Origin of the sequence: Zobellella sp. DQSA1 (assembly GCF_041950555.1) — a bacterium.
GTDB lineage: Bacteria > Pseudomonadota > Gammaproteobacteria > Enterobacterales > Aeromonadaceae > Oceanimonas.
Map to the genome: position 1 here is coordinate 920637 of NZ_CP169531.1, position 16404 is coordinate 937040.

13 protein-coding genes are annotated in these 16404 nt (G+C 62.4%); 10 read left to right on the top strand and 3 right to left on the bottom strand.

The window, feature by feature from the left end; all coding sequences use genetic code 11:
* The first annotated feature begins 8 nt into the window (after positions 1-8).
* The 10 genes from ACEVBK_RS04455 (at position 9) to zapE (ending at position 14012) form a co-directional block, all read left to right on the top strand.
* The gene (locus tag ACEVBK_RS04455) at positions 9-1514 is read left to right on the top strand and encodes a BcsE family c-di-GMP-binding protein (RefSeq protein ID WP_375057388.1); all 1506 of its coding nucleotides are present in this window, start codon (positions 9-11) and stop codon (positions 1512-1514) included.
* Entirely contained in the window at positions 1511-1699 is a 189-nt protein-coding gene (gene bcsF / locus ACEVBK_RS04460; RefSeq protein WP_375057389.1) for a cellulose biosynthesis protein BcsF, read from the top strand. The genes ACEVBK_RS04455 and bcsF overlap by 4 nt, the downstream gene beginning before the upstream one ends.
* On the top strand, positions 1689-3305 hold the full coding sequence (gene bcsG, locus ACEVBK_RS04465; protein ID WP_375057390.1) for a cellulose biosynthesis protein BcsG: 1617 nt from the start codon (positions 1689-1691) through the stop codon (positions 3303-3305). The genes bcsF and bcsG overlap by 11 nt, the downstream gene beginning before the upstream one ends.
* Complete coding sequence (locus ACEVBK_RS04470) at positions 3275-3493, top strand: hypothetical protein (RefSeq protein WP_375057391.1); 219 nt, start codon at positions 3275-3277, stop codon at positions 3491-3493. Before bcsG ends, ACEVBK_RS04470 begins: the two co-directional genes overlap by 31 nt.
* On the top strand, positions 3490-4209 hold the full coding sequence (bcsQ, locus tag ACEVBK_RS04475; protein ID WP_375057392.1) for a cellulose biosynthesis protein BcsQ: 720 nt from the start codon (positions 3490-3492) through the stop codon (positions 4207-4209). Before ACEVBK_RS04470 ends, bcsQ begins: the two co-directional genes overlap by 4 nt.
* Positions 4203-6806, top strand: a complete 2604-nt coding sequence (gene bcsA, locus ACEVBK_RS04480; RefSeq protein WP_375057393.1) for a UDP-forming cellulose synthase catalytic subunit — start codon at positions 4203-4205, stop codon at positions 6804-6806. The genes bcsQ and bcsA overlap by 7 nt, the downstream gene beginning before the upstream one ends.
* Complete coding sequence (bcsB, locus tag ACEVBK_RS04485; protein WP_375057394.1) at positions 6803-9067, top strand: cellulose biosynthesis cyclic di-GMP-binding regulatory protein BcsB; 2265 nt, start codon at positions 6803-6805, stop codon at positions 9065-9067. Before bcsA ends, bcsB begins: the two co-directional genes overlap by 4 nt.
* A 2-nt stretch (positions 9068-9069) precedes the next feature.
* Positions 9070-10170 (top strand): cellulose synthase complex periplasmic endoglucanase BcsZ, encoded by a 1101-nt coding sequence (gene bcsZ / locus ACEVBK_RS04490; protein WP_375057395.1) that lies wholly within the window; start codon positions 9070-9072, stop codon positions 10168-10170.
* Positions 10161-13610 (top strand): cellulose synthase complex outer membrane protein BcsC, encoded by a 3450-nt coding sequence (gene bcsC, locus ACEVBK_RS04495; RefSeq protein WP_375057396.1) that lies wholly within the window; start codon positions 10161-10163, stop codon positions 13608-13610. The genes bcsZ and bcsC overlap by 10 nt, the downstream gene beginning before the upstream one ends.
* A gap of 135 nt (positions 13611-13745) precedes the next feature.
* Positions 13746-14012: an AFG1/ZapE family ATPase gene (gene zapE / locus ACEVBK_RS04500; protein ID WP_375058515.1), complete on the top strand. Its 267-nt coding sequence runs from the start codon at positions 13746-13748 to the stop codon at positions 14010-14012.
* Positions 14013-14159: 147 nt separating this feature from the next.
* Here zapE and ACEVBK_RS04505 read toward each other — a convergent pair whose 3' ends face one another.
* From ACEVBK_RS04505 to ACEVBK_RS04515, 3 genes are all read right to left on the bottom strand, one after another.
* Entirely contained in the window at positions 14160-14597 is a 438-nt protein-coding gene (locus ACEVBK_RS04505; protein ID WP_375057397.1) for a hypothetical protein, read from the bottom strand.
* A gap of 123 nt (positions 14598-14720) precedes the next feature.
* Positions 14721-15578: a delta-class carbonic anhydrase gene (locus tag ACEVBK_RS04510; RefSeq protein WP_375057398.1), complete on the bottom strand. Its 858-nt coding sequence runs from the start codon at positions 15576-15578 to the stop codon at positions 14721-14723.
* A 74-nt stretch (positions 15579-15652) separates the two neighbouring features.
* Complete coding sequence (locus tag ACEVBK_RS04515) at positions 15653-16339, bottom strand: hypothetical protein (RefSeq protein ID WP_375057399.1); 687 nt, start codon at positions 16337-16339, stop codon at positions 15653-15655.
* Positions 16340-16404 lie beyond the last annotated feature (65 nt).

Genomic DNA, 16404 nt, shown 5'->3' on the forward strand with positions numbered 1-16404 from the left:
AAACAGACTTGAACCAAATCACTCTTGCCATGGATCTGCTCCCCCGGCGGCTGGCTCTGCTCAATGCTGCCGGTTTGCACTGGTTGTCGATGGCGAGCCAGGACTGCGCCCTGGTACTGGGGCGGCAATTTTTGAGCGCCATGCCCGCCGGGCAGAACGCCACCCTGATCTGTGCCGGCGAGGAAGAGGAGCCACTGATGTCCTCCCTGGAGTCCGGTGTAGGACCGGTGCGGCTGGCCTTGTTCCAGTTGTCTCCCGGACGGCGGGGCGCCGGCCTCAAACGGTTGCGCCATGAACTGGAGCGGGCCAGCCAGGCGAAGGGCGTGCTGCTCCTGATGCTGCCGGCGGTCCAGTTACAGGGACTGGAGAAAGAACTGGTCCCCTGGGCGCTGGAGCTGGAGGCTTGGCTGAGCCACCGGCAACGGGTGATGCTGGTGCTGTGCCATGGCCCAGGCCCGCAGATGTCGCCTGAACTGGCGGGGCGACTGAGCGGCCTGGCACGGCTGGAGCCTGAAGAGGGGGGCTTTGTCTACCAAGTGTACGGCTGGCGCAACGAACTGGGCCTGCTGGCGGGGCACCGCCAGGAACTGGAGTTGGCCAGGGGACGGTTCGGTGTACCACCGAGCCGCTGGCGGGACCATGATATTGACACGACCGGCTCGGGTTGCCTGATCCAGCGTGCCGCCCTGTTGAACAGGCCGGCGCCGGCCGACAACTGGCGGGTATCGGAGCGGGCGGAGTCCTTCTGGCAACAGGCTTTGGCCGCCAGGGAGGCCTCCGTCGTCGTGGCGGTGGAGCACAATGGCGAGGTGGTCGAGCTGGCCCGTCATCTGCATCGCCTGCGTACCTCTCGTGGCAGCCGGCTCGTTGTGGCCGTGCGGGAGCTGACATCCTGCCTGAGGCATGCGGATCAGCAGTTGCTGCTGCATTGTGGTGCCAACCTCATCATTCCGGCGCAAACGCCCCACACACATTTCCTGTTGCTGCTCAACTGCCTGCAGGGGCAAAGCTGGCACCGTCCTCTGGTGGAGGAGCCCGACGCCCTGCTGCGTAAGCTGTATCCTCCCCGGGCCCGGGGCCTGCAAAGCCCGCATGACTTTCTTCACCTGGTGGAGGAGGTGCAGCGAAGCGCTGCTGCAGAGATCCGGCATCAACTGCTCGAACTGCCCATTCGCGGGGGGCTGGCGGCGGAGCAATGCCTGGGGCAACTGAAGCTGAGGCGGGAAGGTGATCTGGCCTGCCTGCTGGACGGGTATTGCTACCTCTTCCTGTTTGCCTGCCGCGACGACGGGCTTGAGGCCGCCCTGAGCAATATCTGTCGCCTGCCCTGGACCGATCTGTTCAGTGAGCGGCGTGTGCTGCCGGGCCCCGAAGCGTTGCCCCGCAAGCTGTTCGAGCAGGCGGTAGCATCGCCGGTGACCGAGGTGGCGACAGGCTCCGAGCCTGAGTCCGGGCGGCACGGCTTTTTCCTCCCTCGCCCCATCGCCCTGACACGCGGAGAGATTAACTCATGATGTATGCGGATATCCTGCAAGTGGCCGCTATCAGTGGCCTGTTCGGCCTCTTCCTGGGAGGGGCGCTGATAAGACTGGGACGGAGCATTGCCGACTGGTATCGCGCCCTGCTGCCGCCTCGCTACCTCAAGGCCAGGGGGATTAGACTGGTCAGGCCGGGAAAGGGGGACGACCATGCACGCTGAGCGGACAGCCCGGCACGGCGAGAGCCGCGTCTTCTGGTCGGGTCTGGGCTACTGGAACCTGTATTTTCTGTGCAAGCTGGCATTGTTCTGGCTGGGTTACCTCAACCTGCAGCCCTTGCCCAACCTCGCCCTGGTGGCCTTCCTGTTGCTGCCGCTGCCGGGGGTATGGCTCGGACGGCTGCGTACCGTGGTGGCGATTCCCCTGGCCATGGCCCTTCTGTATCAGGACAGTTGGCTGCCGCCATTCAGCCGCCTGCTCAATCAGCCCGGAGTGCTGGACTTCAGCGGCAGTTACCTGCTGGAGCTGGCCGGGCGCTTTATCAACTGGCCCCTGTGCGCACTGCTGCTGGCACTGGCGGTGTTCTACGTCTATCTGCAGGCCTGGTTGCGTTTTACCACCTTTACCCTGGCCGGCCTGGGCTGGCTTGCGGCGCCGCCGCTGATGAACCTGGCCCAGCCGCCGGCCCAGGCGGAGGTTCGCCTGGTCGGAGCCGAGGTGGCGCAGGGAGAATCCGGTCGGGTCTCGCTGGACGATTATCTGCGGGCGTTTTACGACGAGGAGAGCCGGCGGGTGACCAGGTTTCCGCCCCCGGCCGCGGAAGCCACGCCTTTCGATCTGCTGATCCTCAATATCTGCTCCATGGCCTGGGAGGATCTGGAGGCGGTGGGGCTCAGTGACAACGCTCTGTTCCGCCAGATGGACGTGGTGTTCGAACGTTTCAACTCCGCCACCTCCTACAGCGGCCCGGCGGCGGTACGCCTGTTGCGGGCCGGTTGCGGCCAGGGCAGTCACCAGGGCCTGTACCAGAATGCGCCCAATCAGTGCCTGCTGATGGACAGTCTGCGTGAGCTCGGCTTCAGCACCGAGCTGGCGATGAACCACAACGGCCAGTTCGATGACTTTCTGGGAGATGTGCAGCGGCAGGGCGGGCTTGCTGAGCCGGTGATCAGCGACAAGGGATTGACCCGCAACATTATCGGATTTGATCGCTCGCCCATCTGGCGTGACCGGGAAGTGCTGGATCTATGGTGGCAGCAACGGCAGCGTGCCGATCACCAGGGTGCGGTTCTTTACTACAACTCCACCACCCTGCACGACGGCAACCGTATTGTCCTGCCCGATGGCAATACCCGCGGCGCCGATTACCGGGAGCTGGCGCGGCGGCTGTTCGACGATCTCGACGGTTTCTTCCGGCAACTGGAGCAAAGCGGCCGGCGTGTTGTCGTGCTGCTGGTGCCCGAGCACGGAGCCAACCTGCACGGGGACAGGATGCAGATTTCCGGCATGAGGGAACTGCCCAGCCCGGCCATCACCCATGTGCCGGTGGGCATCAAGCTGTTCGGCATGGGCACCGAGTCCGGCGTTCAGCTCACCGTAGATGAGCCCAGCAGTTATCTGGCCCTGTCGGAATTCGTGGCCCGCCTCTACCGCCAGCAGGCGGAGGAGGAGGGGCCGCCCGAGCTGAGCCGCCTGGTTGAGGACCTGCCGGTCACGCCTTGGGTGGCCGAGAATGCGGGTACTGTGGTGCTCGAACATGAAGGTATTCCCTATATCCGACTCGAGGAGAAAGGCACATGGCTACCCTATCCGGCCCGTTTCAAATGAACGGTCGGCAAAGAGACACCGACGACACCCTGTTGCTGCGCCGGGAGTTGGGTGAGTGGACCCATCAGGACGTGGCCACCGGGCAGCGACTGTTGAGCGCCTTGCACCACTGGCCCCTGCTGGCCGAGTTGGAAGGCCTGGAGCCTGTGCGGTCCGTGTTCCGGCAGCAGGAAAAGGTAGCCACATGACCTTGATGAGATTTAAAGGCATCCGGGGCGGGGTGGGAACCAGTTCCCTGTTGGTTGGCCTGGCCTACGAGCTCAACCGCCTGGATCAGCGGGTACTGATGGTGGATTTCTGCCCGGAAAACCAGCTTCGCCTACATCTCGGACTGCCCTTCAATGAGCAATCGGGCTGGGCGCAGGCCTGGAGGATGGAGACGGACTGGTGCAGTCAGGCCTGGGAGCTGTTGCCGGGCCTGTGCCTGTTGCCTTACGGCCGCCTGGAGCAGGACGAATGGGAAAGGCTGGAGCACTGGCTGCGCCGGCACCCGGACGAGTGGCGGCGACGGTTGGCCGGCCTGAGCGAGGACTTTGACTGGATACTGATAGATGCGCCCCTGCGGCTGCCCGGCCACGCCGGCTGTTTCCGCCCGCAGTTGGATATCCAGGTGCTGTGCGCCGACGCGGCCTGCCATGCCCTGCTGCAACATCAGGATGGGGATGTGAAGCTGCTGGTCAATGGCCATGATGCCGGCAGTCGGCTGCAGCAGGATCTGCTCCTGCTGTGGCGGCGCCAGTACCAAGGACGAATGCTACCCCTGTCCGTCTGTCAGGACGAGGCCGTGGCGGAAGCCCTGGCCCACAAGAGGCCGGTGGGTGCCTATGCACCCGACAGCGCGGCGGCGGATGTCCTGCGCAGCCTGGCGGTATGGTGCCTGGGGCGCAGGGAGGCGACATGCTAGCCGGCATTTTTCCCTATCATCGCCTGCGGCACAGGGGGGCCGTGCGTCTCACCGCCCTGCTGCTGGCAAGCTGCCATCTGCTGGCCAGGTTGCTGCTGCGTCTGGAGCAGCCGGGTTGGCGCCGCTTGTGGGCGCAGCGGGATCTCTGGTTTCCCCAGATGGCGGAGAGGAGGCCGCGTCTTGGCGATCCCCTGCGTTACCTGATCCAGGGCGGCTGGCTGCTGCTGGTAAGACCCTGGCCGAAGCGTTCGGTCAGCCTGACGGCCCTGCTGCTGGCGGGAGGGCGCCGCGTCGGTCGCTGGGGTGGCCGGCTTATGGCCCTGCTGCGCCGGCCGCTGCTGAGCCTGCCTCGTCATTCAGCCAGGAGCGCGCCGGTGCAGCAGGGCCGGGCCTGGTGGCGGACGTTGAGTTCGCGTGGACGCACCGGCATCTACCTGCTGGCTGGCGGGCTGGCCCTGTTGCTGGTGGCACTCAGCATCACCCAGCCATTCGGCTACACGGCCCAACTGGTTTTCGTGCTGCTGCTGTGGGGCATGGCGATGGTGGTGCGGAAACTGCCCGGGCGTTTTCCGACCCTGCTGATGATGGTGCTGTCGGTCCTGATCTCCTGTCGTTATCTGTGGTGGCGCTATACCTCCACCCTGAACTGGAACGATCATCTGGATCTGGTACTGGGACTGACACTGCTGGTGGCGGAAACCTATTCCTGGCTTATCCTGATACTGGGCTATGTGCAGACCTGCTGGCCGCTCGGGCGCAAGCCGGCCCCCCTGCCGGAGGATACCCGGCTCTGGCCCACTGTGGATCTGATGATACCGACCTACAACGAGCCGCTCGCCGTGGTGCGCACCACGGTTTATGCCGCCCTGGGAATGGACTGGCCCGCCGACAAGCTGAAGGTTCATCTGCTCGACGATGGCCGGCGCGAGGAATTCCGTCGTTTCGCCGAGGAAGTCGGGGTGGGCTATATCATCAGGCCGGACAACCGCCATGCCAAGGCGGGCAACCTCAATCACGCGCTTGGCCAAACCAGCGGCGAACTGGTGGCCATTTTCGACTGTGATCACGTGCCGGCACGCACTTTCCTGCAACTGACGGTGGGCGGATTCCTGCGGGATCCTCGCCTGGCGCTGGTGCAGACGCCTCACCATTTTCTGTCCCCGGACCCGGTCGAGCGCAACCTGGGGCTGTTCCGTCGTGCTCCCAACGAAGGAGAGCTGTTCTACGGCCTGGTGCAGGACGGCAACGACATGTGGAACGCCGCCTTCTTCTGCGGCTCCTGCGCCCTGCTGCGGCGCAGCGCCCTGGAAGAGATTGGCGGCGTGGCGGTGGAAACCGTGACCGAGGATGCCCACACCGCCCTGCGGCTGCATCGCAAGGGCTGGAACTCGGCCTACATGCGTATTCCCCAGGCGGCGGGGCTGGCTACCGAGAGCCTGTCGGCCCATGTGGGGCAGCGCATCCGCTGGGCCCGGGGCATGGCGCAGATCTTCCGCATCGACAACCCCCTACGGGGGCCGGGACTGAGCCTCTTTCAGCGGCTCTGCTATGCCAACGCCATGCTGCACTTTCTGGCCGGCCTGCCCCGGCTGGTGTTCCTGCTGGCGCCCTTGGCGTTCCTGTTGCTGCATGCCTACATCATCTACGCGCCGGCGGCGCTATTGGTGCTCTATGTGCTGCCGCACATGATGCACTCCAGCCTGACGGCGGCGCGCATGCAGGGGAAATACCGCAAGACCTTCTGGGGCGAGGTGTACGAAACCGTGCTGGCCTGGTATATCGCCCGGCCCACCACCGTGGCCCTGCTCAACCCCGCCAAGGGCAGTTTCAACGTTACCGCCAAGGGCGGGTTGATGGAGCAGGAGCAGTTCGACTGGCGGATCGCCCGTCCCTACCTGGTGCTGGCCCTGCTCAATTTTCTGGGGCTGGGGTTTGCGGTCTGGCGCTATTTCACCGGTCCCGAAACCGAGCAGGGCACAGTGGTCATCACCAGCCTGTGGGTGATCTACAACCTGTTGATCATCGGTGCCGCCGTGGCCATAGCCGCCGAGGCGCGCCAGGTCCGGCAGAGCCACAGGGTGAAGTTCAGGCTGCCCGCCGGCCTCAGGCTGGCCGACGGCCACGGTTACAGGGGCACCCTGCTGGACTATTCCGAAGGCGGGGTTGCCCTCCAGTTGCCCGCCAGCCTGCCCCTGGTGCCGGGATCCCGGGTTTCCCTGTCGCTGAGCCGGGGAGGGCAGGATTTTCTGTTTCCCGGCGTGGTCAGCCGGGAACGAAACGGTGTGGTTGGTATCCGTTTCGGCGAGCTGAGCCATCGGCAGAAGATCGATTTTGTGCAGTGTACCTTCGCTCGTGCAGATGCCTGGTTGGACTGGCGGGAAGAGCCGGAGGCGGAAGAACGTCCCCTGCACAGCCTGCTGGACGTGCTGCGGGTCGGGGGCAAGGGATATGCCTGTCTCTATCGCTTTCTGCCCCTGTGGCTGCGTGACCTGTTTTATCCCTTGCTGCGGCTGTTGGCCTGGTTGGGCTCCTATCTGCCGCGCTGGCCAAAGGCCTGGCAATTTACTTCCCATGAACAAAGGTTAACGACCTTATGAACCGAATCCGAACTTCTCTGATCGCAAGCCTTGCCCTGTTGATGACGGGCGCCCTGCATGCCACCGATGAACCGGCGGCCCCCGAGGCGCCGCCGAGCTGGCCGCAATCCCGCAGTTTCGCCCAACTGGGTGAAAACAAGGATCTGCTGCTGCTGGGGGTGCATAACAGCCAGCAGGTGGAATTCACGCTTCCGCGGGACAGAATCGCCCAGGAAGCCAGCCTGCGGCTGGATTACACCCCTTCGCCGGCCCTGCTGCCGGGTCTGTCCCACATGCGCATCTATCTCAACGACGTGCTGATGGACACCGTGGTGATCGAAGCGGAGCAACTGGGGCGGCGTACCCGGCAACAGGTCGCCCTGGCACCCAAGCTTGTCTCCGACTTCAACCAGGTGCGCATCGAGTTTGTGGGACACTATACCGACGTGTGCGAAGATCCGGGGCACAGCTCCCTGTGGCTGAGCCTGGGCCGGGACAGCACCATAGAGTTGCGGGAGCAGGCGTTGACCCTGCGCAATGATTTGGCCTTCTTTCCCCAGCCGTTTTTCGATAAGCGGGACCGGAATCCGCTGCGGTTGCATATGGTGCTGGCCTCGACTCCGGATGAACAAACCTTGCAGGCCGCCGCCGTGCTGGCTTCCTACTTCGGCAGCCTGGCCGGCTGGCGCGGCGCCGAGTTCCCGGTGCTGTTCGACCGACTACCGTCCTCCATGGCGGATGCAAAGCCGGGCCATAGCCTGGTGCTGGCCACCAATGAGCGGCGGCCGGCTTTTATGGACGATATGGAGCGTTTTCCGCCGGTAGCGGGGCCGGAGGTTCGTCTGATCGATCACCCGGCTGCCTCCTACAGCAAAGTGTTGCTGGTGCAGGGGCGGGACGAGGATGAGTTGGCCCTGGCGGTACGGGCCCTGGCCCTGGGCGGCAAGCTGCTGCGCGGAGAGCGGGCGGAAATCCGTGACGTGCAGTCCCTGGCGTCGCGCAAGCCCTACGACGCCCCTAATTGGACGCCGACGGACAGGCCGGTGCGCTTTGCCGAGCTCATCGATTATCCGGGCCAACTGCAGACCCGTGGCCTGATGCCCAGGCCCATAGAGCTGGAGGTGCGCTTGCCGCCGGATCTCTTTGTGTGGCGCAACCAGGGGATCCCCCTGCACACCCGTTATCGCTACACGGCCCCGACGGCCAACGACGAGTCCCGGCTCAACATCAGCATCAATGATGAATTCATTGCCGGCCTGCCCCTGATCTCGGGGCCGCAAAACAGGCAGGAAACCCTGCGTCTTGCGGTGAGCCCGCACGAGACCGCCAACGCCAGGGACAAGTTGATGGTGCCTTCCCTCAAGATTGGCGCGCGCAACACCATAAGGTACGACTTCAGTTTTGCCACCACCTTCGGCAGCGCCCAGCCGGATCGTTGCCAGACCACTTTGGCGGTGGACAACCGGGCCCTGATAGATGAAGAGTCGACCATCGATTTTTCCGGTTACTACCACTTTATCGCCATGCCGGATCTGGCTGCCTTTACCCGCAGCGGATTTCCCTTCAGCCGGATGGCGGATCTGTCCGAAACCTTGGTGCTGATGCCAGCCACCCCGAGCGCCATGCAGATAGGCCTGATGCTGGAAACCCTGGCAGGCATCGCCGCCCAGACCGGCTATCCGGCCATAAACCTGAGCCTGAGTCACGACTGGCGTGAGGCCAGGGAGCGGGACGCGGATCTGCTGGTGTTCGGAGACATGCCGGAAGGTCTGGAGCAGACAACCGAGCTCAACGCCCTGCTGCGCGAGCCCGGTGACTGGCTGTTGCAGGCCCCCGCCCGGCAGTCGGCCCAAATGCGGGCACCGGCGCGCCTGGAGCAGGCGGCCTTTCCTGCCGAAGCCAGAGTGGAGGTGAAGGCGCAGGGGCCCCTGGCCGCCATTGTCGGCGTGGAGTCCCCCTTCGTCAGCCAGCGCAGCCTGGTGGCCTTGCTGGCCCGGGACGAGCAGGATTTCCGCCTGCTGCGCCAGACCCTGAGCGACAACGGCAAGCTGGGCGAGATCCAGGGGGCGGTCGCCCTTATCCGGGAAAGCGGCGTGGACGCTCAACTGGTGGGCAGCCAGTACTATGTGGGCTATCTGCCCTGGTGGCTCAAGCTGTGGTATCTGCTGTCGGCCCACCCGGTCCTGCTGGCGGTGCTGGCGGCTCTGAGCGCCCTGTTGGTGGCTGTGCTGCTGTGGCGGGCGCTGCGCTGGGCGGCCCACAGGCGGGTGCAGGAGAACTGAGCATGAGCATCGCAAGGTGCCTGGTCTGCTGGCTGCTGGCTCTGGCCTGGCCGGTATGGAGCTGTGACTGGCCGGCCTGGGAGCAATACAAGGTAGCCATGATGAGCGAGGATGGGAGAATCATCGATTATTCCTCACCCCGCAGCATCACCACCTCGGAAGGCCAGAGCTACGGTCTCTTCTTTGCCCTGGTGGCCAATGACCGGGAGGCCTTTGCGCGACTGCTGGACTGGACGAGTGACAACCTGGCCGGGGGCGATCTCGCCGCCCGCCTGCCGGCCTGGCTGTGGGGCCGGGACGACGAGGGACGGTGGCGGGTGCTGGATGCCAACAATGCCGGCGATTCGGATCTCTGGATCGCTTACAACCTGCTGGAGGCGGGGCGGCTGTGGCAGGAGCCGGAGTACAGCCGGCTGGGGCGCGAACTGTTGTGGCGTTCGGCGGCCCAGAGCCTGAGGCCGATGGCCGGGCTCGGTCTGGGGTTGCTACCGGGCAACCAGGGGTTCGAGTCGGCCGATGGCTGGCGATTGAACCCCAGTTATCTGCCGCTGCAGCTGCTGGCCCGTTTTGAAACGGAATCCAGGCTGTGGGCCGATGTGAGCCACAGCACCCGCCGTATGTTGCTGGAGGCGGCCCCCCGAGGGCTGGCGGCGGACTGGCTGGAGTGGCGGCCTGGCACCGGCTGGAGCATTCCCGCCGACCAGGCCGAGGGCAGCTACGAGGCGATCCGGGTTTATTTGTGGCTGGGCATGCTGGCTCTCGATACCCCGGGGCACGAGCAGTTACTGGCCCATTACGCCCCCATGCCGGAGTGGGTACGCGTCACCGGGTTGCCGCCGGAGCGGGTGAACAGCCTGGACGGCTCCGTCACCGGCACAGGGCCTGTCGGCTTTTCCGCCGCCCTGCTGCCCATGCTGGCGGCGCGAGCGGATTGGCAACCCTTGCTGGTGCAGCAGTTGGACCGGGTGCGGTCCCAGCCGCCCGAACCACAGGCTTATTACAATAACTCCCTGCTGCTGTTCGGCCTTGGCTGGCATCAGGGACGCTACCGTTTTGACAAGGAGGGCCGGCTGCATCCGGCTTGGCTGACACCATGCGAATAGTTCCGTTTTTTTCGGTTTGCCTGCTGCTGCACGGCAGCCTCGTCCTGGCCAGGCCCGACAGCCCGGAGCAGCAACAGGAGTGGTTGCTGGAGCAGTTGCGCATGGGACAAGCCCTTTACCGGGACGACATAGTTCAGGATGCCCTGGGCCGGCTTGAACTGGTGGCACCCCATCATCCCGAAGTGGTCCTGACCGGTATCGAATTCAGCCTGGAGCGGGGGGAGCGGGGACGGGCGCAGGCACTGCTGCAGGGCTGGCTGAAACAGGGGGCCGATCCGGCCGCCGTGCGCCAGGCGCAGGCCCTGCTCCGCATTTACGACGAAGAGGGGCACCAGCAACTGCAACAGGCCAGGCTGCTGTCGGCCAGCGGTCAGGTGGAGCAGGCGATGGAGCTATACCGCAACCTGTGGGGTGAGCAGCCGCCCGGTCTGACCCTGGGGCTGGAGCACTGGCGCACCCTGGCGAGCCTTGAAGGGCAAAGGCTGCCCGCCATCCGGCGCCTGGGGCAGATGGAGCGACAGTATCCGGGCAACCCCGAAATTCGTCTGACCCTGGCGCGCCTGCTGCTGGCGGAGGAACGGCCCGAGGAGGCCCTGGCCCTGCTGGACGATCTGGCGAGGAATCCGAACGCGGCCAACCGGGCGGCGGAGCTGGAGTACAACTATCTGGTGGAATTGCCGGTGTCGGACGAAACATCCCGTTTATGGCAGCGTTTTTTAAGGCGTTATGACGGTACCGGCTACCACCAGGGGGCCGAGCGGCAATGGCAGCAGCAACGCACCTTGCTGGCCGATCCCGCCTGGCGGGCCGGGGAACAGGGCAAGGCCCTGGTGGCGGCGCAGCAGTACCAACGGGCGCAAGCCCTGCTGCGCCGGGCGCTGGGGCGTTATCCGGAGGACGCCGGCCTGCACGGCGCCCTGGGCCAGGCGCTGATCCAGCTGAAGCAATATCCGCAAGCGGTACGCTCCCTGGCGGAGGCGGAGCGGCTGGAGCAGGACGGGACCTATATTTCCAAGTGGCAGGACTTGCGGGTGTATGGACAAAGCCTGGTGTGGCTACAGCGGGGAGACGATGCCCTGGCAAGGGGAGAGCACCAACTGGCCCGACAGGCCTACCGCCAGGCGATACACATCCGGCCCAATGATGTGGATGGCTTGCTTGGCCAGTACCAAGTGGCGTTGGCCGAAGGGGACGAGGTGGCGGCCGAGCGCTGGCTGAACCGGGCCCGGCAACGGGATCCGGAAAACGGCAAGCTGGTGTATGCCCTGGTCGGGTTTTATCGGGAAAGAGCGCCGGAGCAGGCCGAGGCCGTGCTGGCCGGATTGTCGCCGGCATCCCGCCGGATGTTTTCCGACCTGGCGACAAGCCTTCGGCTGGAGCGGCTGGAAAGGGAGGCCCGGGCCGCCCTGGCGAGGGAAGACAGGGCGCAGGCCACCTTGCTGTTGCGCGAGGCGATAGAGCTGGGGCCGGATCGGCCCTGGCTCAGTTATCAACTGGCTGGTCTGCTGCAGGAACGCGGCCAGGCCAAGGAGGCGGAAGACATCTTCCGGCAGTTGCTCCGACGGCAGGGCCAGAACCCCGAGGCCCGACATGCCCACGGCCTTTACCTGGCGGCCCAGGACAGGGACGAAGAGAGCCTGGCCACCCTGGCGGCCATAGAGAGGGAGAAATGGTCACCGGCCATGGAAGAGTTGGCCTCCCGGGTGGAGGGACAGCAGCGCCGGGCTAGTGCCCTGGCATTGCGCGAACGCGGCGACGTGGCAGCAGGCAGGGCCCTGTTGAGCCAGGACGGCAGCCTCGAGGACAGATTGCTGCTGGCGGACTGGTGGCTGCAGGACGGTGCCTACGAAGAGGCCATTGACTACTATCGACAGCTGGAGAGCGAGCCGACCACCAATACGGATGCCCGCCTGGGGTTGGCAGAGTCTTATGTGGCGCTGGATAATCCGGCCGCCGCGAAGCTGTGGCTGCCAATCGAGTTGCCCGACAACGCCAGCATCAACCAGCGCCGTCGTTATATCAACCTGCTGGCTGAGCTGGGAGACAGGGGCAGGGCCGCCATGCTGATGAATAAACTGGTAGCGGACGCGCCGGCCGATTCCCTGCTGCTGCGGGACGCGGCCCGTCTGCAGGAGGATCCCGCGCAGGCGCTGTCGCTCTATGCCCGGGGATTGGCCGCCGCCAATCTGCTGGCGCCCGGTTACCTTATCCCCCGGGATGATGCGGCCCTGACCATGGCGACCCGCTCCCGGGAGGACGACGACTGGCTGGCCTCCAGCCTCAAGGCCGAAACGGCCGATCTTTATCGGCGGCAAAACCCCAGCGTTCAATTGCAGCACAATACCGGCTGGCGTACCGACAACAATCCCTCCGGTGTGGCGGATCTGAGCCTTCAGACCACCCTGTTGCGGGCGGAGGTGCCCAGGGAGCAGGGGAGGGTCTGGCTGCAGGCCGAGCAGGTTTGGCTGGATGCCGGCAAACCCGAGGCGAGAGACAGGTTTGGCGCCTGCAATGCCACCCTGAACGGCTGCACCTTCGGCAAGATGGACGCCTCGGGTACCGGGTTGGCCATGGGTTGGGACGACGAGCGCTGGAGCTGGGATCTGGGACATTCCCCCCTGGGCTTTGAGGTGGGCAACTGGCTGGGTGGGGGAAGCTATCGGGACAGCTGGGGCCCTTTGGGCTACCGCCTGACCCTGTCGCGCCGGCCCATGAGCAACTCCCTGGTGTCCTATGCGGGGGCGGTCGACCCTGTGACCGGGCTGAGCTGGGGAGGCGTGACCGCCACCGGCCTGACCCTGGGATTGAGCCACGATCAGGGCGGAGCCGATGGCATTTGGGCCAGCCTGGGAACCCATTATCTCGATGGCAAAAGGGTGGAGGACAACTTCAGGTTCAGCGCCATGGGGGGCTATTACTACCGGCTGATCAATAACCTTGATGAGCAGCTTCGGCTTGGCTCTTCCCTGATGTACTGGCGCTACGACAAGGATCTGAGCGAGAACACCCTGGGTCAGGGCGGCTATTACAGCCCGCAGAACTATGTATCCGTCGGTCTGCCCGTGGGTTATGCCCGCCGCGGCGAAGACTGGTCGGTGACGCTGGATGCCTCCCTGGGCTGGTCCTATTCCCGTTCCGAAGGCCATGTCCTTTATCCGGGCCATGAGCAGCAGATCGCCAACAGCGGCCTGGCACCGGCTCCCGGCGCCGCCCGGGCAAGCGGGGCGGACAGCAGCAGCGGCCCGGGGGGACGCATTGCCGGGCAGGGAGAGTACCGGCTGACGGATCACTGGATACTGGGCGGTGGCCTGAGCTGGCAGGTTAGCTCGGGCTATGCCCCCGGCAACGCTTTCGTTTATCTGCGCTACCACCTCAACCCCTGGCGCGGCAAACTGGATTTTCCGGTGGAACCTTTGGCCCCTTATGCCGACTGGAGATAAATCGGCGATACATTCTGCCCCATGTTACCGGCCGAAGGGAGTGGATGGATCCCGCAGGGGCGCTCCCTTTCAACGGCATCGAGGCCTGAGTTTACCCAGCTCCGACGGTAGGCCGGCGAGCGTCAACTGCCGCCCCTGTCCCGCCAGGACGACGGCGCGCGCCGCTTTATCGCCCTGGTGGACGAGTGCTACGACAGGGGCATACCGCTCTGGCTGGAGGCCGAGGTGCCGCCGGATGAGCTCTACCAGGGCGGCGCCCTGGCTTTTCCCTTCCGCCGCACCCTGAGCCGGCTGCGGGAAATTCAACTGGCCCGGTTCGGGGGTCGAGTCCGGCCGGGCGGCATCATCGGCAAAGGCCCATGGCGCGGATCAACGACACCGGGAAGATACAGGAAGCGCTGATCAACGCCTGCCTGAAGGCCCGGGGGTTATATGCGCTGCGCGATGGAAGGAGCAGGCTCCACCATGCCAAGTGAAACGCCCTGTGCGGACAGCATGCAGGGAGTGGTGTGTGTAGGGGGGGAGGATTAGGAATCCTCGGCTACCTGATTAAATACCACCTTTTATTGTCAATTTAGCACCTTCAGAAAGCACCAGTTTAATGGCAGACAAAACAGCATCTTTGCCTACGGATTTAGCACCATTAATAAATGATGCACCTATGGATTCCTTGTTAGTAATGGAATTGGGCACTAAATTCAACAGCTCTAGACCTTTGCTTGATAACGTAACCCTGTAAAAGTCCCTCAAGTCACGGCTTTCAACCCAAATAAAACCCGCTTGTTCTAACCATGCAACCGTTGCTGATGAAATACCGAAGAGCTTATCCATAAAGTCTGGGTGCTTCTCTAAGATGTCATCGCTATAGTATTCCAGCACCTTATATGCAATATCAGACTCTTTTAAATTAATACGTTCCGGAAAATTCTCGTAACACTCACCTAGAACTTCCGCAACAGCCAAATTGAACAGCTCAATATTGATCAAGACCTATTTCCTCAAGATGTTCATGTGGCTTTGCACGCCTAGCGAAATAAGCGTAGCTTATTGAGATCCAACGGCTACTGTAACTCTTTGTTAGCAATTTATCTTCCTCGTTGCGTGTTCCTTTCACTTAATTTGTGATAGCAGCTTGGGGTTTTTGATAAGATTTCTTACACCATGCGCATGATCTTCATTGAATACATTGCCTTTGCACCATTCGCCTACCGTTGCGATGTTGACCTTGGCGACCTTAGGGCGAACGCTCCACGTTACCTGAAATGGAGAGCCCTGTTCGTTGTAACCTGGGCCAGTTGTAGAGCCACGATACTGAATAGGTTTTCCTGTGTTTCCAGGAATGTTTAGTGCCTGCTGAAAGCCATCTTTCTCGCCGTATGCTGTTAGCTCACCAAAATCCAGTGCGTCAGAGTCATTCACAAGAACATATACTTGTGCTTCCACGCGAAGTTGAGGATTTTTGATTTCCTCGCTAAGGCATGCACCTAAGGTTGGACCCGGTAGAATTTGGGCAGATGAGTGCACGTAGTGAATCTCGATGGTGTCGCCAGGATGCAGGCTGCCATGTTCACTCGGGCAAACCTCCTGATCAATCGGTGCCAACTCAGAACTACTCAGTTTTCCAGAATAAGTGAATCCAGTGAGATAATCGTGGCCATCACCACTGCCCGCGTATTTCGTGAATTCCCCGCCTCGGTGTTCCGCATTTTTATGAAAGTGAATGTTGCAAAGATTCATCTGGGTGTAAGCTGGCGCGGTCCCGAATGCAACAGTGTTGCTGCCAGTGGCTGAATCAATATCGCGTGGCGATTGAGGACCAAAGCCTTTTCCTTCGGTGTTTTTCGCGAGGTTTGAACGTTGCTGCTCAATCAATGCTTCGGGAACTCCGCCAGAATGGCTATCCTTAGCAAGAACATTGAAATGTACGGCTGTTACCGCAGCCAGGGCAAAAAGCATTCTTGCTTTCATGATTTCACTCCTAATGGTGGTGTATTGTTGTTGAAAAATAGAAGGTGTCTACTGTTCGTGGGTAACTCGGTTGCCTAACGCGGAGCGAAGCGGCGGCTGAAAGCCGTCCGTCTTGCGCGGTTGGTTATAGAGGCCTCATGGCAGTAAAGCAGCATGAAGTATCTCAGCTCCTTCAGTTTCTCTAGTTTCGACGGAAAACCTGAAGCGACTACAACTATCAACAACATGAAAGAAATGATTGCAGCAGCAACGAGAGCAAGCTCCGCATACTCCATCCTACTCCAGACCGATCCAATCAAACCGGCAAGCAAACCCAAAGAGAAGGTAACAATTTTTTTCGTGGCCGCAGACTCTGTGGAAACAATATCTATCTGCGAGTCTAAGAGCTCGAAACATCCCCTCACGGTTGACTCACCAATAAAGGACTTTTTTAGCTTTTTCTTGAACATCAGATATCGAGTATCCTGATAGTTATGGGATTTTAGAGGTTGTTTTTCTTCCTGATCGCCAAACTCCGCGTACACCATTCGCTCATTCAGGGATGTGAACTTCACAATCAGAGCGACTTCAGCAAGCAAAACCGGAACAAGCAGCCAACCTTGTAGGAAGAAAAATAAGACCAGCGAAAAGAGAAAAATTACCAATAAGGCGATGGTGTAGAACCTTTCCCATAATGACGTTGAAGCCCATATTCCCAAAAAAATTTTCAGGCGCGTAGCTTCAGCATGATAAGCGTCCCATACAATTTTCCAATAACTCATCGGTTCAAATGCCCGTCCTTCCTATAACGCCAGATTAAGGGGATGACAACGCTACTACCAAGATT

Bases quoted from the DNA above. Each gene is read 5' to 3' on its own strand.
- bcsF (WP_375057389.1), top strand. From the start codon at position 1,511: ATGATGTATGCGGATATCCTGCAAGTGGCCGCTATCAGTGGCCTGTTC.
- bcsG (WP_375057390.1), top strand. From the start codon at position 1,689: ATGCACGCTGAGCGGACAGCCCGGCACGGCGAGAGCCGCGTCTTCTGG.
- ACEVBK_RS04470 (WP_375057391.1), top strand. From the start codon at position 3,275: ATGGCTACCCTATCCGGCCCGTTTCAAATGAACGGTCGGCAAAGAGAC.
- bcsQ (WP_375057392.1), top strand. From the start codon at position 3,490: ATGACCTTGATGAGATTTAAAGGCATCCGGGGCGGGGTGGGAACCAGT.
- bcsA (WP_375057393.1), top strand. From the start codon at position 4,203: ATGCTAGCCGGCATTTTTCCCTATCATCGCCTGCGGCACAGGGGGGCC.
- bcsB (WP_375057394.1), top strand. From the start codon at position 6,803: ATGAACCGAATCCGAACTTCTCTGATCGCAAGCCTTGCCCTGTTGATG.
- bcsZ (WP_375057395.1), top strand. From the start codon at position 9,070: ATGAGCATCGCAAGGTGCCTGGTCTGCTGGCTGCTGGCTCTGGCCTGG.
- bcsC (WP_375057396.1), top strand. From the start codon at position 10,161: ATGCGAATAGTTCCGTTTTTTTCGGTTTGCCTGCTGCTGCACGGCAGC.
- ACEVBK_RS04510 (WP_375057398.1), bottom strand. From the start codon at position 15,578: ATGAAAGCAAGAATGCTTTTTGCCCTGGCTGCGGTAACAGCCGTACAT.
- ACEVBK_RS04515 (WP_375057399.1), bottom strand. From the start codon at position 16,339: ATGAGTTATTGGAAAATTGTATGGGACGCTTATCATGCTGAAGCTACG.